This is a genomic window from Flavobacterium sp. RSP46, from assembly GCF_003984825.1.
Lineage (GTDB): Bacteria > Bacteroidota > Bacteroidia > Flavobacteriales > Flavobacteriaceae > Flavobacterium.
Genome location: NZ_RYDM01000004.1, coordinates 185,073 through 205,097, shown reverse-complemented (window position 1 = coordinate 205,097; position 20,025 = coordinate 185,073). Strand labels below are relative to the sequence as shown.

Sequence of the window (20,025 nt, the reverse complement as noted above, 5' to 3'; positions counted from 1 at the left end):
GTATTAAATTAAATAACAGCGTCGGGCTTACTATTCAAGATCCAATCGTTCCTGTTCCGTTTTTTCTGCCAGACGTTTTTCGATTATGGGTGTAATCAAGGTTTTTCTTGGTTTGACTTTTACAAAAGGAAACAATTCTAAATCATGTTTCATTTTATCCTGTTTGTTAGGATGTTTGTTTGTTCCCAATAAAATTTCTTTCCCAGAATCAAATAGTTCCTGCGCGGTATCCGCACTTTCCTGAATTTTTCTTTTGATGATTCCGTCATTAAGTTGTTTCAGGAAACCGCCATTTGCCTCTATGTCTTTGAATAAAGCCAATGCTTTTTCCGCTAGTTGATTGGTTAGGTTTTCGATATAATAACTGCCGTCTGCCGGATTATTGACTTTGTCAAAATAACTTTCATTTTTGAGGATCAACAATTGGTTTCTCGCTATGCGGTCGCCAAATTCGTTGTCTTTGTGGTACAAAGCATCATAAGGTAAATTGGCAATAGCATCCGCTCCTCCAATAATGGCACTCATACATTCAGTTGTGGTACGCAACATATTTATATTGTAATCGTATAATGTTTTGTTACGTTTGGTAGGCGAAACGATGATGTTGCACGCTAAAGTATGGTTGTATTCCTTGGCGACGAGATTAAAAAGCAAGCGCAACGCTCGTAGTTTTGCAATTTCAAAAAAGTAATTTGTTCCTACGGCCACTTCAAAAACAATGGGTGTATTTATGGCGTCAATTCTATTGAAATACTCATTGGCTTGTCCTACACTATAGGCAATTTGCTGCACCATAGTGGCACCGGCATTTTGATACAACGCAGCGTTGATACTAAGTAGCGATACCGATGTTGTTGCTGCCGAAAGCAAATTCAGGGTGTCAAAATTGCTTTTTTCTTTAGTTGTAAACCAGTTTCCATCTTTGGCTAATTGTCCTATAGGATCCAGATTACAGAAAATTACAGTGTTGCTTTTCTTGGCGAAAACATCAATTTTTTTGACGAAATCGATTGAAATAAATCCCAGGTTAAAATATACTGTAACGTTCTCTAAAGGCAATTTTTCCAATAGATCGGTAACGTTAATTGATTCGTTTTCTATTGTAAAGCGCAGGCTGTCTGCCCCGCGATTCAGTGTGTCTAATGCCCGTTCTATTGATTTTTCAAGGTCGTAGACAAATATATTTTGGCAAATTCTAAATTCTGTTGCTTTTGTGGTAACGGGAAATACTTTTGTAAACTCCTCTTTGTGGTAAAAAGGTTTTACCTGAATGTCTTCCGGAGAATTCCAAACTACGGTTTCATTGTAATCCGATCCATTGAGTTCAAATTGGATTTTTTGTTTCCATTGTTTGGAGGAAATGGGGTTGAAATCATCGAAAAGGTTTGTATCCATTTTGTTAGTCATTTTCCTCACTCCAGTCCTCTTCATAGGAGAGGGAACCGAAACTTGGTGTTCTGTTTTTAATAATTACTATAAATTGTACACTCTCTTCCCTTTGGGAATGGTTGGGAATGGGATTTTATTTTTGAATCGTGTCGCCTTCAAATTCGATGATGTAAATGTCTTCACTATCTTTTTTCATATAGTATTTTTCTCGGGCGTATTTTTCTATTTGTTCGGAATTGTTTAATTGTTTGATATTCTCTTTGTCTTTTTTTATTTCGTCTTTGTAATATTCTGCATTGTCTTCCAGATCTTTAATTTGTTTGTCTAAAATGCGATGATCAAAATACGAATAGTTGTCCAGAAAAATCATCCAAGACGAAAAGAACAACAGGACCCAGACATATTTGTTGCTCAGGAATTTAAACCAAGGTTTGTCTTTATATGGATTTGTCATTTTTTTTATTTTTTTTAGCCCCGATTATAGTGGAAATCCTTTTAGTAGGTGATACTGACGAAGGAAGATTCACCTACTAAAAGATTGCAACGGAAAGCGGGAAATAGCTCCTACTAATTATTCTGTTAAAATTACAACTAAATCACAGAATTTTTTGATTTATTACTGCGCGCACCACATCAATGGCTACCGTGTTGTACTTGTCATTTGGAATAATGATGTCCGCAAATGCCTTGGTTGGTTCAATGAACTGCTCGTGCATTGGCTTTAATGTGGTTTGGTATCTGTTAAGTACTTCATTCATGTCACGGCCACGTTCCATTATATCGCGTTTCATGCGTCGGATTAATCGTTCGTCAGAATCGGCATGAACGTATATTTTTACATCAAATAATTCTCTTAATTCGGGATTGGCCAAGATTAAAATTCCTTCTACAATCATCACTTTTCTGGGATGAGTAAAAACGGTATCGTCAGACCGGTTGTGGGTTACAAAGGAATAAACGGGTTGGTGAATGTTATTTCCTTCCTTTAATTCTTTGAGGTGGGCCACTAGCAACTCAAAATCAATGGCTCGGGGATGATCAAAATTGATCAATGCTCTTTCATCAAAGGAGAGTCCGTGATTTTCTTTGTAATATGAATCTTGTGAAATAATACCAACTTCTGTCTGTGGTAATTCATTCATAATCTGATGTACAACGGTTGTTTTTCCGCTTCCTGTACCACCTGCAATTCCTATAATGAGCATAAATTTTTTTATTATGTTTTTATTGGAACAAAAATAGGAATTTAATCGAGAGCAGATTTTGTTTTTTGAGGAAATCTTGCTAATTTAATATATTTACGAGTCATTTTTTAAGGGTATTTAGCTATCTTTAAATTCTAAACGAGAAACTATTGTATTCCCAAATTAATAAAAACATAAGTCGTTATGTCACTTTTGAACCCAAAGAATTAGAAATTTTCAATTCTTTGCTGGAATATAAAACCGTTGCTAAGAAAACGGTTTTACTTCAGGAAGGCGAAATGTGCCATTTTGAAGCTTTTGTCATCAAAGGTTGTGTCCGGAAATATTATATTGACGACAATGGTTTTGAAGTTATTCTGCAATTTGCCCTCGAGAATGCGTGGGTGAGCGATATTTCTTTTAGTATATACGAAGATGCACCAAGCCGTGTGTATATCGAAACGTTGGAAGATTGTGATTTTTTGCTGTTCAGCCCGGAAGCAAAAGAAGAATTATTTGCCAAAGCACCAAAGTTTGAACGCGCGTTCCGCATCCTGATGCAGCGCAGTCTGGCCGTTACGCAAGACCGTTTGTTTCATACTATTTCTAAAACAGCGACCGAGAAATACATAGAGTTTCTGGAACAGTATCCCACACTATCGCAGCGCGTTGCCCAGCATTACATTGCTTCTTATCTAGGGATTTCGGCTGAGTTTTTAAGTAAAGTGAGAGCCAAAATGACAAAACTTTAAAGTCTCATAATTTTTAATTTCTTGTCCTGGTTCAATGCAGCTGCCTTTTTTTTGACGCACCTTTGCATTATATTTTTAAAGAATAGAACAATGGAAAATACAGATAAAAATACAGAAGGAGTACTTACGCATTTTGTTTTGCACAAAGGAAACACGCGGGGTCATGCCAATCACGGTTGGCTGGAATCCTATCATACGTTTAGTTTTGCGAATTATCAAAATCCGGAGCGAATGAATTTTGGCGTATTGCGCGTGCTCAATGATGACAGAGTCAATCAGGGGATGGGTTTTGGGAAACATCCGCATGACAATATGGAAATCATTTCTATTCCGCTCGAAGGCGATTTAGAACACCATGACAGTATGGGCAATACTACCGTAATCAAGGAAGGGGATATTCAGGCCATGAGTGCCGGTACCGGAATTTTTCACAGCGAATACAATAAAAATAAAGACCAGCTGGTTAAATTTTTGCAGATTTGGATTTATCCAAATAAAAAAAATGTAACGCCTCGTTATGATCAAGTTACTTTAGATTTAAACGACCGTCACAATAAACTCCAACAAATTCTATCCCCAAATCCTGAGGATGAAGGTGTTTGGATTCATCAAGATGCGTGGTTTCATATAGGGAAATTCGACGAGAATTTTGCTGCCACGTATGCATTAAAAAAACCCGGAAACGGAATCTACGCTTTTGTTTTGAAAGGCGATTTTGCCATAGGAAACATTGCTTTAAACGAGCGAGACGGAGTAGGAATCTGGGATACCAATGCTATTAAAATTACCGCTAATTCCGCTAGTGCCGAAATCCTGTTGATGGAAGTACCCATGCAATTGTAATTGATTTTTGATGATCATATTCGTCAGTTCGAGTGATCCCGCTTTTGGGCGGGATCGTATCGAGAACAAGAAAATTTTGAATTAAAAACGGTTCTCGATACGCTTTGCACTCGAACTGACGTTTGGTATAATTACACATGATGTTTTCAAACGTTTCCGGTCAATAAATTGCAGCCACCGTAATCCGATTGATAAATGCCGTTCCTGCATGGAATGGCGTGGGTGTGTTGCAGGATTCGCAAGCAAAGAAAGTGTTTCTGGAAAATCATTTAAGTAGCGCTGCTGTTCCGCACGATTCTGACGCAGCAAAAAAGAATTATGTGAACAAGTTGTTTTTTAAACAATACTTAATGCAAATTATTTATATTTGCTTCGTAAGAATTCAATTGAGTTTAGTAGTAGAAAATTGAGCTTTTTTCGCACGGAAAGAACAACAAAAAGTAGCATTTTAGCATGAACCAATGAACCATTCCGAACAAAAAAACACCACTTGGCTGTTTGAAATAACACCTAAAAATAAATTTTTCTCCCTTAACCTGAAGGAAGTGTGGCAGTATAGAGATTTGCTGCTGCTTTTTGTAAAAAGGGATGTGGTGACCGTCTATAAGCAAACGGTTTTAGGGCCACTTTGGTACCTTATACAACCGCTGTTTACCTCCATTACTTTTACTATTATTTTCAATAATGTTGCGGGCATCAATACCGGAACCGTGCCGCCTTTTTTGTTTAATTTGGCCGGGATTACCGTTTGGAATTACTTCACGGCCTGTCTCAATGGTACCTCGAATACCTTTGGCAGTAATGCAGGTATCTTTGGGAAAGTATATTTCCCTCGCATTATTGTACCGCTGTCTATTGTTGTTTCCAACTTATTGAAGTTTGGAATTCAATTTTTTATATTCATTTGTTTTTACGGCTATTATTATGCCCAAGGAGCTGCCATAGGGATGAATACAGCGACTTTGTTTTTTCCACTACTGATCGTTATGATGGGAGTTTTAGGATTGGGACTGGGAATGTTTATCTCTTCCTTAGTCACTAAATACCGAGATTTTAGTAATTTGGTTGGTTTTGGAGTGCAATTATTGATGTATTTGTCCGCCGTGATGTACCCAATGGCACTCATCAAAGAAAAATTGCCGGATTACGGCTGGCTGATAACCTACAATCCCTTGGCGTATGTGATCGAAACGACACGATACATGCTGCTGGATGTTGGACACATATCTGTTTTGGGATTGGGATATACCTTTTTGATTACGGTACTGGTGTTCTTAGTGGGAGTTTTGATTTTTAACAGAACCGAAAAAAGTTTTATCGATACAGTGTAAAGAACACCGGTCCTGATGAAAGGGTTCATTTTAGGATTGATTTTTTAGCCAGTAAGAAAAGTAAGAAAGTTAAGCTGTTGGGTATAATTAATTTTTGATGATAATTTTCCGTCAGTTCGAGTGATTCCGCTTTTGGGCGGGATCGTATCGAGAACAAGAAAATTTTAAATTAAAAACGGTTCTCGATACGCTTCGCACTCGAACTGACGTTTGGTATAATTACACGCAACGGGAATAAAAGTAAGTTTTTAAGGGTAACAAACCGTAATGCCTTACTGGTTCAAAAGGAAATATCCGTTCTTATCAAAAAACAAAAAGACGATACATTTATAGTATGGTACGGTATAGTTAAAATCGGTTTGGTAGGGCGTCTTTTTTAGTCACTGATTTAGGTGATTTTTCATCTGGGTTTAAATGGATTTCGCAAATGGTTTGTATTGATTGCTAGTTATTTGTGTCTTTTTTTATGTTTTCTTGTGTTTCAGAGGAGAAATAAAAAATAAAACGGCAACATATTCTAGTTATATTTGCCTCTATTATCTATGACTTTTTCAGCTCATTAATGTGAGTTGAAGTCGCGAAGCGGTAGGTTAAAATGTACAATTCAATTGTAATTGTTTAAAAAAAAATGAATTCAAGTATAAAAATAGCGGTAATTGGATTAGGGTATGTCGGACTTCCATTGGCTCGATTATTTGCAACTCAATATGCTGTTGTGGGATTTGATATCAATGCCTCTCGGGTAGCATCCTTACAATCAGGCACGGATACTACACTGGAGATTTCGGATGAAGTATTACGCAAGGTATTAGTCTCAAGTTTTGTCACCTCGAGCGCAGTCGAAAAATCGTCTGTTACAAACGGATTAATAGTATCTTCAGAAAGCACTGCTATTGCGGATTGCAATTATTACATCATCACGGTGCCAACTCCGGTAGACAAAAATAATCGTCCAGACTTAACGCCTTTGTACAAATCCTCTGAAACGGTGGGAAAGGTTTTAAAAAAAGGCGATATCGTTATCTACGAATCCACTGTTTATCCTGGTGTAACTGAGGAAGAATGTGTGCCTGTATTAGAAAAATTTTCAGGATTAAAATTCAATGTTGATTTTTTTGCCGGCTATTCCCCGGAACGAATTAATCCCGGAGACAAAGAACATACGGTCGAGAAAATTCTGAAAGTGACTTCTGGTTCCACGCCGGAGATCGGAATAAAAGTGAATGAATTATACCAATCTGTTATTACGGCAGGAACACATCTGGCTCCTTGTATAAAAGTAGCCGAAGCCGCCAAAGTAATTGAAAACTCACAGCGCGATATCAATATAGCGTTTGTAAACGAATTGGCCAAGATATTTAATTTAATGAATATTGATACGCATGCCGTTTTGGAAGCAGCGAGCACCAAATGGAATTTTCTGCCTTTCAAACCCGGATTAGTGGGCGGACATTGTATTGGGGTAGATCCCTATTATTTGGCACAACGCGCACAAGAATTTGGATATCATCCTGAAATTATATTAGCAGGAAGACGCCTAAATGACAGTATGGGAGAATATGTAGCGTCTCAAATTGTAAAATTGATGATCAAAAAGGGCATTTCTATAAATGGTGCGGCACTTTTAATGCTGGGCATCACCTTTAAAGAAAACTGTCCCGACGTGCGCAATACCAAAATTGTGGATGTAATCACTGCGTTAGCAGATTATGGCATTGTCATCACCATTTATGATCCCTTGGCAAACCCATCAGAAGTACAACACGAATACCAATTAGAAACAACCGCTACAGTGCCCAATAAAAAATTTGATGCCATTGTGTTAGGAGTGGCGCATGCTGCCTTTTTAGCGATAGATTTGTCACAGTTACAAAAAGAAACTAGTGTGTTGTATGATGTAAAAGGAGTTTTAGGGGATGCAGTAGATGGGAGATTGTAAATAGTACTACGGATTCAAACCATAATAGTAGAAAACATGAAAATAGGGATAACATTCAGTGCTTTTGATTTGTTGCATGCCGGACATATCAAAATGTTAGAGGAAGCAAAAGGACAGTGTGACTATTTAATTGCGGGACTGCAAACAGATCCTACTATCGATCGTCCTGAAAAAAACAGGCCTACCCAATCTGTGGTTGAACGCTATATTCAACTCAAAGGCTGTAAGCATGTAGATGAAATAGTTCCTTATGCAACAGAGCAAGATCTGGAGGATATTTTACGTGCGTTCAAAATTGATGTCCGCATCGTAGGAGATGAATATAAAGAAAAGAATTTTACGGGACGAAACTACTGTGAAGAAAAAGGGATCGTGCTTTTTTTTAATATACGAGACCATCGCTTTTCAAGTAGCAGCTTGCGAAAAGAAGTCACAGAGAAAGAACTGATGAAAGAGAAGTAGTGTTTTTAGTGAATGGTGAAAAGTAAAAAGTGGAGCTATAGAGGTTAGGGGCGTGTTTATGTTCTAAAATTCAAACATTTCATCCTCTCACTGTACTCTAAAGTATTCAAGTCATTACAGCAAAGAAGTTTGCGTTTAGTAGTCTTCATACTAAGTTTTTTAAGTCATTAACTCGAAACTTTAAAAAAGAAGCGAAAGAAAAAAAGGGAATTTAATTTGATTCCTGTCTAAATAAAAATATAATTAAAATAGTCGCCAATAGGCTGTTTTGTAAACCCCAAAATCGAGGCGTCAAATCACTTATAAGCACTAATTGCACAAAAAACACTATGAAAAAACAGCCTGCAGTAACACATGTAATCCTTACCGGAGGAGTGGGAAGCCGATTGTGGCCGCTATCTCGCAAAAGTCAACCCAAACAATATTTAGATTTATTTGAAGGTAAATCGTTATTTGCAATGACCGTGGAGCGCAATCGTACTTTGGTGGACCAGATTATGGTTGTGGGAAATAGTGATAACTGTCATTTAAGTCGACACGTTCTAGAAAAATCCAATACTCCATATATTGATATTGTTGAATCTACTCCGCGAAATACGGCTGCAGCCATCGCTTTTGCTGCACTAGCTTCTGATCCGGAGACTGTTTTAATCGTGACGCCCTCGGATCATATTATAGGCGATATGGAACACTATAATAAGGCGATTCAGGAAGCAGTAGAAAAGGCTTCTAACGGTTTTATTGTTACTTTCGGTATTATTCCGACGAAACCGGAAACGGGATACGGGTATATTGAGCGCAAGGGTGAGGATGTGGTTTCCTTCCGGGAAAAACCCAATCAGGTATCTGCAAGAGATTTTATAGCCAGAGGCAATTTTTTATGGAACAGCGGGATGTTTTGTTTCAAAGCGGGCGTTTTTCTGGAGGAATTAAAGACCTATAATCCGGAAGTCTATGAAAAATCTAAAATTGCATGGGACAACAACAGCAATGGAAATCTAGATTTGGCTTTATCCATGGATATACCATCCATCAGTATTGATTATGCGGTAATGGAGCGCAGTAAAAAGATAAAAGTGGTCGTGTCTGAATTTTCATGGTCGGACTTGGGTTCTTTCGAATCGGTGTACGACTATTTAGTGGCAACGGGACATCCTGTTGATCCCAATGGAAACATGGTGATTGGCAATACAAATTATACGGCGTTTGTGGGAATGAAAAACACTATTTTCGTCTATACGGATACTGCTAATTTGATTCTTCAAAAAAATAGTTCTCAAGATGTTAAGAATGTATACAATGCATTGGAACAGGAAAAACCGGAATTATTACAGTAATGGACACCGCCTCAAAAATATATATCGCAGGACACAATGGAATGGTGGGAAGTTCGTGCATCTATCCTAAATTGGCACCACAGCCCTTGAAAGAGGAATACTTGCTCACAGGTCCCTTGGAACCAGCAAACTGGACGGTACCCCAGAAAACTAATGAACATCTCCAAAATGCACGCACTAGGATGGAAACATCAGGTGCAGCTGGAAGAAGGAATCCAGAAAACATACGATTGGTTTTTGGAGAATGTAAATGCATTTAAGCAAGTTAAGATGTAGGGAAAAGTTTAATCGGTTAGGAAAGGTTTAATCGGTTAAGAAAAGGTTAATCGTTTAATCGGTTAGGAAAGGGTTAATCGGTTAAGAAAAGGTTAATCGTTTAATCGATGAGAAAAAAGTTTAATCGTTTAAGAAAGGTTTAATCGATTAACGAAATAGTAAACAATTAACCAGTTAAACACTTAACCCATTAACCATTTAAAGAAAAAAGTGTAATCGATTAACGAAATAGTAAACGATTAACCAGTTAAACGATTAACCCATTAACCATTAAAAAAAACAACCAAGCAAGCAGAAAATAATGCACAACGAAATAGTTATCTATCAGGCAGAAATGCTGTCAAGCCATATTGAGGTTCGCATAGAAGATGAGACTGTGTGGCTAACTCAATTACAAATGGTAGATTTATTTCAATCAACAAAACAAAATATTAGTCTCCATATTAATAATGTTTTCAAAGAAGGGGAACTAGACGAATTTTCAACTGTCAAGGAATACTTGACAGTTCAACAAGAAGGTTCTAGAAAGATAAAGCGAAGAGTTAAGCTATACAATCTCGATGTGATTATTTCCGTCGGTTATAGAGTGAAGTCAAAAACGGGGACACAATTCAGGATATGGGCAACTAATACTTTGAAATCCTATTTGTTGAAAGGCTATGCGATTCAGAATAGAATTGAAAATATCGAGAAAAAGATTTTCGAGCATGACCAGAAAATTGAAATTTTGTTAAATACCTCTCTTCCCCTAAATCAAGGGATTTTCTATGATGGACAAATTTTCGATGCACATTCCTTTGTTTCCAGACTGATAAAATCTGCAAAAAAATCGATCCTTCTTATTGATAATTTCGTTGACGAAACTGTTTTAATACAGTTGTCAAAGAGAGAAAAAGGAGTTGGCGTTATTATTTACACAAAAGACATTACTAAACAGTTAAAACTCGATTTAGAGCGGTTCAATACCCAATACGAACTTATCGAAATTAAGGAATTCGCTAAATCACATGATCGTTTTTTGATAATCGATGAAACGGAAGTATATCATATAGGAGCATCACTTAAAGACTTAGGCAAAAAATGGTTTGCTTTCTCAAAATTGAATATTGACCCTGCAACATTGCTTGGAAAATTATACTAGTAGTAGGAAAGGGTTAATCGTTTAAGAAAGGTTTAATCGGTTAGGAAAGGGTTAATCGATGAGAAAAAGGTTTAATCGGTTAGGAAAGGGTTAATCGATGAGAAAAAGTGTAATCGATTAACGAAATAGTAAACGATTAACCAGTTAACCACTTAAACGATTAACCATTAAAGGAAAAAGATTTAATCGGTTAACGAAATAGTAAACGATTAACCAGTTAAACGATTAACCCATTAACCATTTAAAAAACAACCAAGCAAGCAGAAAATAATGAACAACGAAATCATCATTTATCAATCTGAAATTCTGACAAGCCAAATTGAGGTTCGTATTGAAGATGATACGGTGTGGTTAAATCGAATTCAACTCGCTGATTTGTTTGATCGTGATATTAAAACTATAGGCAAGCATATTTCTAATGCACTCAAAGAAGAACTTGAAGGAATTCAAGTTGTCGCAAAATTTGCGACAACTGCTAGTGATGGTAAAACGTATCAAGTAGAGTTTTATAATTTGGACATGATTATGTCTTTAGGTTATAGAGTGAAATCAAATAGAGGGGTTCAGTTTCGTATTTGGGCAAATAAAATTCTGAAAAACTATCTGCTCAAAGGCTATGCTATTCATCATCGAATGGATGTTTTAGAAAAAAAAGTAGGTTCTTTGGAAAATAAAAACAATGAATTTGATTTGATTTTAAAAACAAATTTGTCTCCTAATCAAGGGATTTTCTATGATGGACAAATTTTCGATGCACATTCCTTTGTTTCCAGACTGATAAAATCTGCAAAAAAATCGATCCTTCTTATTGATAATTTCGTTGACGAAACTGTTTTAATACAGTTGTCAAAGAGAGAAAAAGGAGTTGACGTTATTATTTACACAAAAGACATTACTAAACAGTTAAAACTCGATTTAGAGCGGTTCAATTCCCAATACGAACTTGTCGAAATTAAGCAATTTTCCAAATCACATGATCGTTTTTTGATAATCGATGAAACGGAAGTGTATCATATAGGAGCATCACTTAAAGACTTAGGCAAAAAATGGTTTGCTTTCTCAAAATTGAATATTGACCCTGCAACATTGCTTGGAAAATTATACGAGTAGTAGGAAAGGGTTAATCGTTTAAGAAAGGTTTAATCGGTTAAGAAAAGATTAATCGTTTAATCGATGAGAAAAGTTTAATCGTTTAAGAAAGGTTTAATCGGTTAATCGATGAGGAAAAAGTTTAATCGGTTAACGAAATAGTAAACTATTAACCAATTAAACTATCAGTCGTTCCTGCTAAAAAAAAAACAGCCTTTTAGGGTAACTATAGTGTGATAAAGTAAAAGCTAAGATTAAAAATATTCTTGAACTGGTAATGCAAGTTGACAGAGTTCCTGAAAAATTTTTAAAACATTTGTCCGGAAGCGATGGAGTTTATGAAATAAGAGTTGAATATCAATCCAATATTTACAGAATATTTTGTTGTTTCGACAAAGGAAACGTAGTTGTATTATTCAATGCCTTTCAAAAGAAAACTCAGAAAACTCCCAATAGCGAATTAGAAAAAGCAATACGATTGAGAAAAGAATATTTTTCAACTAAAACAAATTAGACATGGACAAATATAGCCACATAACTAATTTTGATCAACTTATTGAAGTTGAACACGGAAAAATTGGAACAGAAAGCAGAAATAAATATGAGGAACACACTCAAATGTTTATTATCAGCGAAATGCTGAAGCAAGCAAGAAAAGAAGCAAAAATGACACAGGAACAGCTTGCCGAAAAGACAGGGACTAAAAAAAGTTATATTTCTAAAATTGAAAATGGAAAAGGAAATATTCAAATTTCAACACTGATTCGACTTTTTGAATTAGGATTAAACAAACGAATAGGATTGACATTTTTATAAATCAGTACATCTCACTACAATTTGTTCAGGTCATGCTTTTTAAAGACCGGCTTTAAATTTGGAATCCAGGTAGTTTGCCTTATGGATTAACCATTTAAAGAAAAAAGGTTTAATCGGTTAAGAAAAGTGTAATCGGTTAATCGATGAGAAAAAAGTTTAATCGATTAAGAAAGGTTTAATCGGTTAATCGATGAGAAAAAAGTTTAATCGTTTAAGAAAGGTTTAATCGATTAACGAAATAGTAAACAATTAACCAATTAACCAGTTAAACACTTAACCTATTAACCATTTAAAGAAAAAAGTATAATCGGTTAACGAAATAGTAAACGATTAACCAGTTAAACGATTAAACGATTAACCATTTAAAAACAACAACCAAGCAAGCAGAAAATAATGAACAACGAAATAGTTATCTATCAGTCTGAAATTCTATCAAGCCATATTGAGGTTCGAATTGAAGATGAGACCGTATGGTTAACGCAGTTGCAAATGTCAGCCTTATTTCAAACGACTCGAAACAACATCACGTTGCACATTGGAAACCTATTTAAAGAGCAAGAGTTAGAAGCAGGTTCAGTTAGTAAGGATTTCTTACTAACTGCTTCTGATGGCAAAAAATACAAAACAAAGCTATACAATCTCGATGTGATTATTTCCGTCGGTTATAGAGTGAAGTCAAAAACGGGGACACAATTCAGGATATGGGCAACTAATACTTTGAAATCCTATTTGTTAAAAGGCTATGCGATTCAGAATAGAATTGAAAATATCGAGAAAAAGATTTTCGAGCATGACCAGAAAATTGAAATTTTGTTAAATACCTCTCTTCCCCTAAATCAAGGGATTTTCTATGATGGACAAATTTTCGATGCACATTCCTTTGTTTCCAGACTGATAAAATCTGCAAAAAAATCGATCCTTCTTATTGATAATTTCGTAGACGAAACTGTTTTAATACAGTTGTCAAAGAGAGAAAAAGGAGTTGGCGTTATTATTTACACAAAAGACATTACTAAACAGTTAAAACTCGATTTAGAGCGGTTCAATTCCCAATACGAACTTGTCGAAATTAAGCAATTTTCCAAATCACATGATCGTTTTTTGATAATCGATGAAACGGAAGTGTATCATATAGGAGCATCACTTAAAGACTTAGGCAAAAAATGGTTTGCTTTCTCAAAATTGAATATTGACCCTGCAACATTGCTTGGAAAATTATACGAGTAGTAGGAAAGGGTTAATCGTTTAAGAAAGGTTTAATCGGTTAAGAAAAGGTTAATCGTTTAATCGATGAGAAAAGTTTAATCGGTTAGGAAAGGTTTAATCGATGAGAAAAAGGTTTAATCGATTAACGAAATAGTAAACGATTAACCAATTAAACGATTAACCAATTAACCAATGAAAAGAACTAGATATGGATTTAAGTTTATTTCAATCAAAAATTTATGAATTTCGTGGAGTAAAAGTTATGCTTGACTTTGATTTATCATCACTATATGAAGTGGAAACAAGAAGTTTAAAACAATCAGTGCGTAGAAACGATTATCGATTTCCTGATGATTTTATGTTTCAACTCAATAAAATAGAATGGCAGGAGCTTATCACAAATTGTGATAACCTACCAGAATCAATAAAGTTTAGCCCTCAAACCCCATTTGCTTTCAGTGAACAAGGAGTTGCAATGCTTAGTACGGTTTTAAAATCTAAAAAAGCAGTTGAAACTAATATCGCCATTATGCGTGCCTTTGTAGAAATCAGAAAAACAATTAGTTTGCAAAGTCATCTTTCTGAACAAATCATGGAATTGAAAAATGATTTGGAACAACGCCTTGGAGAACACGATGTACAATTGATGGAAATTTATACTGTAATGGATCAATTTATTGAAGAAAAAATAGAGCAAAAGAAATGGGAAAATCGAAAAAAACTGGGATATAAATAAACGTTAAAGGAAAAAGGTTTAATCGATGAGAAAAGGGTTAATCGGTTAGGAAAAGGGTTAATCGGTTAAGAAAAGTTTAATCGGTTAATCGATGAGAAAAAAGTTTAATCGATGAGAAAAGTTTAATCGGTTAGGAAAGGTTTAATCGGTTAAAAAAAAGTGTAATCGGATAACGAAATAGTAAACGATTAACCAGTTAAACGATTAAACAATTAACCACTTAAACGATTAACCATTTAAAGAGAAAAACTTAATCGGTTAACGAAATAGTAAACGATTAACCAGTTAAACGATTAACCAATTAACCATTTAAAGGAAAAGATTTAATCGGTTAAGAAAAGATTAATTGTAAACCTTTTTATTTCTAATGCTATAAAAAATTGCTACTTTTGCGCAAGCCGCACAAAATAACTGTAAAATGGGATTTTGAGCAGCGAAGCTTTTATAAAAATAAAGAATTGGGTGTAGCGGTTCGTTATTAGGTAATAGTGTTCCCCTTTAGAATTTAAAATACTTGAAAAAAAATTATGGAAATAATAGGTACTGCCGTAGTGTCCTTTTAATCCTCTTTCATTCTGTCCGGATAAGCGCTCAGGATATATTAAAAACTGCCGATTGGAGTACTCCGCCAGTAGACAATTTATCGGGTGCTGCTCTCGAAAAGAGTAGAGCTTAGTTGAAAAGCAACAATATGACTATTCATCAGGCCGAACCTCTAGCTTTATCGACAGGAATGCCCGCTTCAGAATTTACTAAATTACGCGCTCGCTTAATCGTACCGCTTTCAAAAAAAATCGGAAAAAGCTCCCTTAACAACGGATTAGAACTTCCTACAATAAAAACGATAAAGAGTTGTTTGTTTTATTCTAGTTAACCCCTTGGGTGTAATGCAATTTGTTTAATTTTTTAACCACATAGAAACATAGGTAAGTCGAAAGTTTAAAAGTCGTAAAGTCAAAAGAATTAACTTTAAGTAAAACAGCTTTAAATTATATTGTTACATAATTTTATCCTGATTTTAAAACACGACATTATACCATGGTTATTACTTATATTTTAAAATTACGTGCTGTGCATCAATTTTTTCTTTAAGATTAATGGGAAATTTATTCATTACGCCCAACGGGTTTCTTGTTATTTAAAAAATAGTATAAGTAGCACGAAAAATATATTGTCGCAATTATTAAAAAGAGTTTTCTGCCACAGATTGGATGAATTAAAACGATTTTTAAAGCTGCGTGGCGAATTAATCTGTGCCGATCTTTGAAATTTATGGCAAAGAAATATAGAATTTTAGTAAAACACGACATTAAATTTTAGTTATTACTTATTTAAAAAAATAGTACTTAAAATATTTCGAATTAAAAAAATACACATTTTTACACATTACTTATGAGAAAAATAATTGTTGCTCTTTTATTGTTGTTTGCTTTTTTCCAATCTTCCCATGTACTTGCACAGGACTTGTTAAAAAGTACTGATTTGAGTACTTTAAAAGTGGATAATTTGATCGATAGCGACATCGCAAAAATAAAAACTCAGCTGCAAACAAACAATATGACGATTGAACAAGCAGAACCTATGGCTCTAGCCAAAGGAATGCCCGCTTCGGAGTTTGCTAAATTAAGAACTCGAATTGCTGGTCTGTCCTTGCAAACAGGCGTTTCAAATACTAGTAATTCCAGTGATACGGAAGATAGAAAACAAGAAAAAATCGTCAATACGAAAGTAAAAGATACCCTAAATGCTTTAATTTTTGGTTCGGAGCTTTTCGATAATCCTACCTTAAATTTTGAACCCAATTTAAAATTGGCTACGCCTGTAAATTACGTGTTGGGACCCGGCGATGAATTGCAGGTTAGTGTGTATGGAGTACAAGAATTTAATGCTAGTATTCCCGTATCTACAGAGGGTAAAATAACCATTCAATATGTAGGTCAGATTTCCGTTTCCGGAATGACGATTGAGGCTGCTACCCAAAAAATAAAAGGTGCAATCGCAAGAGTGTATAGCACAGTGGGATCAGGACAATCTCAAGTCGCAGTGACTTTAAGTCGCATCAGAACCATTAGAGTTACTATAATAGGCAGTAAGCAACCCGGTAATTATTCGATATCTTCTTTGGCAACCGTTTATAATGCGTTATTTTTAGGTGGTGGCCCGGGAAAAAACGGCAGTTACAGAAATATTGAATTGTTAAGGGATAATAAAGTATTCAAAAACATTGATATTTACCGCTTCCTTGTCAATGGAAATCAATCGGATAATGTGGGATTAAAGGATAATGATGTCATTCGAATTCCGGCCTACAATCAAAGGGTCACCGTCGAGGGACAGGTAAAACGTCCTGGTATTTTTGAAATGAAAAAAGGGGAGACATTTGCTGATTTACTGTCTTTTGCATCAGGATTCAATGAATTGGCGTATACTGCTTCGGTAAATGTATTGCAAAAAACAGCTAAAGAATTTAAAGTTCGAGATGTAAAATTCGCAGAATTTAATACTTATAAACCGTTGTCCGGGGATGTGTTTAGAGTGACTAAAATTCTGAATCGTTTTGAAAACCGTATCAAAATTGACGGTGCTGTTTTTAGACCGGATACCTATTCTTTTTATGAAGGAATGCGTGTTTCCGATTTGATTGCAAAGGCGGAAGGTCTAAAAGAAGATGCGTATAGCAACAGAGCGAGAATCATTCGACTACAATCGGATTTGACCACGGAAATAGTCAATGTAAATTTAGCCAAAGCCTTAGCAGGGGATCTAGAAGCGGATGTTGCATTATTTAAAGAAGACATCGTAACGGTGTATTCAATTTTAGATTTTGTTGAAGACTTTAAAATAACCATTGATGGTGAGATTAAAAAACCAGGTGTTTATCAGTATCATGAAAACTTAACCTTAAATGATCTATTGGTTCAAGCTGGTGGATTAACAGGATCGGCTTCTAAGAGAGTTGAGATAGCAAGAATGATTCAATCGGAAGAAATAGACGATGCCAATCCGAATAAAGCGGAATTGTTTAATATCGAAATTACGGCTGATAACAATGAACAGTTAAAGAACTTTGATTTGAAGCCTTTTGATGTGGTGAATATCCGTAAAATGGCGGTGTATGATAAACCAGAGATGGTCACTATCAGCGGAGCGGTCCATTATGCCGGTAAATATGTTTTGGCAACTAAAAAAGACAAAGTCTATGATATTGTTGCACGAGCAGGTGGCTTGACATCAGTTGCCAATATAGAGGGAGTTAAGATCAAGAGACCCATTCAAGCCGAACAAATAGAAGCATTGGAAAATGTAAATATGAATTTGGGTAAAAAAGACAGTATCCAAAACAAGCTTACTAAAAAACTAAAAGAAGATTTAAAATTTGCCACCATACCAGTGGATTGGAAAGCCATTGTTGAAAATCCAAAAAGCAACACCAATGTAACTTTGTTTCCCGGTGATGAGATTGAAGTGGCTACTTACAATGAAGGGGTTAAAGTGGCAGGTAATGTATTGTTAACTTCGGAGATTCCTTATACAAAAGGAAAAGGATTTAATTATTATTTAGATGCTGTTGGTGGTATCGATGCCAAGGGCTGGAAGAAAAAGGCCTACATTATTTATCCAAATGGTAAAGCAGATGTAGTAAGTTCTTTCTTATTCATAAAAACGTATCCTAAAGTGACTGCAGGTTCTCAAATTATAGTGCCAGAAAAACCGGAAGTTAAAAAAATGAGTGCCGGGGAATGGGTAGGAATAGGAAGTGTAATGTCAAGTTTAGCGTTACTTATTTTGACCGCTTTTAAGTAGGTATCTTTAGTTTTTGCTCCAGTCCTAAAGGGAATCGAAAATTCAGCACTTTATATTTTTGAACCAGATCCAAAGGAAGGGAAATGAAAAATTAATAATCTACTTCTCGATACAATTTTATGCAACTGCTGTCGCTATTTTATAAAATTACTCGAAGTGACCCCTCGGTAAAAACTCGGGGCAGGCTGATTAACAGACAACGGATAACAGAAAACCGAAAAATGAACGAACAAATACCAAACGATGAAATATCGTTAAAAGAACTTATTGAAAAAGGAAGAGAATGGTTTTCTTATTTGCTTGGGCAATGGAAAATTATTGTTTTAGCAGGAGTTATAGGGGCAGCTTTAGGGTTAGCCTATTCTTTTAGTAAAAAACCGGTATATACAGCTTCTTTGTCCTTCGCACTAGAAGATGAGAAATCTGGAGGATTAGGCGGTGCCTTAGGTTTGGCGAGTTCATTTGGTATAGATCTTGGCGGCGGCGGCGGAAGTATTTTTACCGGATCTAATTTGACCGAGTTGTTCAAGTCTCGCGCTATGGTGGAACAAACTTTGTTAAGTCCAGTTGTTCTAGATGGAAAAACCATTTCTTTGGCGGAGATGTACATTCAGAATAATGGTTGGAGAGACCAATGGAACAATAATCCGAAATTTAAGGCTATTCAGTTTTTACCCGATACCAAGCGTACCCATTTTACCCGTGTACATGACAGTATCTTGGGTGTGGTATATCAAGATTTGTCTAAAACCGGATTAACAGTAGGACAAAAAGATAAAAAGATTGCTATTATTAACATAGATGTCTCTTCTACTAATGAATTGTTTTCCAAGTATTTTACGGAAGCGCTTGTCAAAGAAGTTTCTGATTTTTATGTGAATACTAAAAGTAAAAAGGCCCGCATGAATATGGATATTCTGGAACGACAAACGGATTCTATACGTGGTGAACTCAACGGAGCGATTACCGGTGTGGCGGTTGCCAATGACAATACTTTTGGATTGAATCCTGCTATGAATGTGCGTCGCGCCCCTTCCGCTAGAAGACAGGTCGATGTACAGGCAAACACAGCAATACTAACGGAATTAGTCAAACAAACGGAACTAGCTAAAGTAACTTTACGTAAAGAAACGCCTTTGATTCAGGTTATTGATCGACCTATTTTGCCTTTGATGAAAGAAAAATTTGGGAAAACAAAAGGGATTGTAATGGGTGGTTTTTTAGCGGGATTTTTAATTGTAATCTTGTTAATTGTAAGAAAGATTTTAAAACAATTGGCGTAAATATGGAAAGCAATACAATACGAGTTGGAATAACTTTTAGTGCATTTGATTTATTTCATGCCGGTCATGTAAAAATGCTGGAAGAAGCGAAACGACACTGTGATTATTTGATTGTGGGTTTGCAAACTGATCCTACGCTAGATCGATTAGGTAAAAACCAACCCGCCCAAACGGTGGTGGAGCGCTACATACAGTTGAAAGGTTGTAAGTTTGTAGATGAGATTGTTCCTTATGCAACAGAACAAGATTTAGAAGATATTTTACGTTCCTTTAAAATTGATGTACGTATTATAGGGGATGAATATAAAGAAGAAACTTTTACAGGAAGAGTATATTGCGAAGAAAAAGGAATCGAATTATATTACAATAAAAGAGACCATCGTTTTTCCAGTAGTTCGTTGAGAAAAGTCGTATCCCTTAATGAACTAAAATAGTAC

Annotated in this window: 18 protein-coding genes and 2 pseudogenes; 17 read left to right on the top strand and 3 right to left on the bottom strand. The window is 35.6% G+C overall.

What is annotated here, in order from left to right:
- Positions 1-30: 30 nt before the first annotated feature.
- The 3 genes from EKM01_RS08800 to udk all read right to left on the bottom strand — a co-directional run bounded on the left by EKM01_RS08800 (position 31) and on the right by udk (position 2,594).
- Positions 31-1,395: a methylmalonyl-CoA mutase subunit beta gene (locus EKM01_RS08800; RefSeq protein ID WP_126767940.1), complete on the bottom strand. Its 1,365-nt coding sequence runs from the start codon at positions 1,393-1,395 to the stop codon at positions 31-33.
- A 127-nt stretch (positions 1,396-1,522) separates the two neighbouring features.
- Positions 1,523-1,843, bottom strand: a complete 321-nt coding sequence (locus tag EKM01_RS08795) for a septum formation initiator family protein (protein ID WP_126555369.1) — start codon at positions 1,841-1,843, stop codon at positions 1,523-1,525.
- Positions 1,844-1,985: 142 nt separating this feature from the next.
- On the bottom strand, positions 1,986-2,594 hold the full coding sequence (gene udk / locus EKM01_RS08790; protein ID WP_126461373.1) for a uridine kinase: 609 nt from the start codon (positions 2,592-2,594) through the stop codon (positions 1,986-1,988).
- 149 nt (positions 2,595-2,743) lie between these two features.
- Here udk and EKM01_RS08785 point away from each other — a divergent pair, with 149 nt between their 5' ends.
- The 17 genes and pseudogenes from EKM01_RS08785 to EKM01_RS08705 all read left to right on the top strand — a co-directional run bounded on the left by EKM01_RS08785 (position 2,744) and on the right by EKM01_RS08705 (position 20,022).
- Positions 2,744-3,325, top strand: a complete 582-nt coding sequence (locus EKM01_RS08785; protein ID WP_126767938.1) for a Crp/Fnr family transcriptional regulator — start codon at positions 2,744-2,746, stop codon at positions 3,323-3,325.
- A gap of 90 nt (positions 3,326-3,415) precedes the next feature.
- Positions 3,416-4,168 (top strand): pirin family protein, encoded by a 753-nt coding sequence (locus EKM01_RS08780; protein WP_126562973.1) that lies wholly within the window; start codon positions 3,416-3,418, stop codon positions 4,166-4,168.
- A 461-nt stretch (positions 4,169-4,629) separates the two neighbouring features.
- Positions 4,630-5,499, top strand: a complete 870-nt coding sequence (locus tag EKM01_RS08775) for an ABC transporter permease (protein ID WP_126461360.1) — start codon at positions 4,630-4,632, stop codon at positions 5,497-5,499.
- A 628-nt stretch (positions 5,500-6,127) separates the two neighbouring features.
- Positions 6,128-7,438, top strand: a complete 1,311-nt coding sequence (locus tag EKM01_RS08770; RefSeq protein ID WP_199749418.1) for a nucleotide sugar dehydrogenase — start codon at positions 6,128-6,130, stop codon at positions 7,436-7,438.
- A gap of 36 nt (positions 7,439-7,474) precedes the next feature.
- Positions 7,475-7,900: an adenylyltransferase/cytidyltransferase family protein gene (locus EKM01_RS08765; protein ID WP_126767936.1), complete on the top strand. Its 426-nt coding sequence runs from the start codon at positions 7,475-7,477 to the stop codon at positions 7,898-7,900.
- 329 nt (positions 7,901-8,229) lie between these two features.
- Positions 8,230-9,237 carry a mannose-1-phosphate guanylyltransferase gene (locus tag EKM01_RS08760; protein WP_126767933.1) on the top strand — a complete coding sequence of 336 codons (1,008 nt, stop codon included), beginning with the start codon at positions 8,230-8,232 and terminating at the stop codon, positions 9,235-9,237.
- A gap of 141 nt (positions 9,238-9,378) precedes the next feature.
- Positions 9,379-9,513, top strand: a pseudogene (locus EKM01_RS14800) (GDP-L-fucose synthase); the annotation flags it as partial.
- A gap of 301 nt (positions 9,514-9,814) precedes the next feature.
- The gene (locus EKM01_RS08750) at positions 9,815-10,654 is read left to right on the top strand and encodes a virulence RhuM family protein (RefSeq protein WP_126767930.1); all 840 of its coding nucleotides are present in this window, start codon (positions 9,815-9,817) and stop codon (positions 10,652-10,654) included.
- Between the two features lie 270 nt (positions 10,655-10,924).
- A complete protein-coding gene (gene rhuM / locus EKM01_RS08745; RefSeq protein WP_126767928.1) occupies positions 10,925-11,764 on the top strand; it encodes a RhuM family protein in 840 nt (279 codons plus the stop codon).
- Between the two features lie 229 nt (positions 11,765-11,993).
- Positions 11,994-12,257, top strand: a pseudogene (locus EKM01_RS08740) (type II toxin-antitoxin system RelE/ParE family toxin); the annotation flags it as partial.
- Between the two features lie 2 nt (positions 12,258-12,259).
- Complete coding sequence (locus EKM01_RS08735; protein ID WP_126461339.1) at positions 12,260-12,559, top strand: helix-turn-helix domain-containing protein; 300 nt, start codon at positions 12,260-12,262, stop codon at positions 12,557-12,559.
- Positions 12,560-12,952: 393 nt separating this feature from the next.
- Positions 12,953-13,786: a RhuM family protein gene (rhuM, locus tag EKM01_RS08730; RefSeq protein WP_126767922.1), complete on the top strand. Its 834-nt coding sequence runs from the start codon at positions 12,953-12,955 to the stop codon at positions 13,784-13,786.
- A 187-nt stretch (positions 13,787-13,973) separates the two neighbouring features.
- On the top strand, positions 13,974-14,501 hold the full coding sequence (locus EKM01_RS08725; RefSeq protein WP_126767920.1) for an ORF6N domain-containing protein: 528 nt from the start codon (positions 13,974-13,976) through the stop codon (positions 14,499-14,501).
- A 691-nt stretch (positions 14,502-15,192) separates the two neighbouring features.
- A complete protein-coding gene (locus EKM01_RS08720; RefSeq protein WP_126767917.1) occupies positions 15,193-15,375 on the top strand; it encodes a hypothetical protein in 183 nt (60 codons plus the stop codon).
- Positions 15,376-15,893: 518 nt separating this feature from the next.
- Complete coding sequence (locus tag EKM01_RS08715; RefSeq protein ID WP_126767915.1) at positions 15,894-18,305, top strand: SLBB domain-containing protein; 2,412 nt, start codon at positions 15,894-15,896, stop codon at positions 18,303-18,305.
- A gap of 221 nt (positions 18,306-18,526) precedes the next feature.
- Complete coding sequence (locus EKM01_RS08710) at positions 18,527-19,588, top strand: Wzz/FepE/Etk N-terminal domain-containing protein (RefSeq protein WP_126767912.1); 1,062 nt, start codon at positions 18,527-18,529, stop codon at positions 19,586-19,588.
- Between the two features lie 17 nt (positions 19,589-19,605).
- Positions 19,606-20,022, top strand: coding sequence for an adenylyltransferase/cytidyltransferase family protein (locus tag EKM01_RS08705; protein ID WP_126768036.1), 417 nt, complete (start codon positions 19,606-19,608; stop codon positions 20,020-20,022).
- Positions 20,023-20,025: the final 3 nt, after the last annotated feature.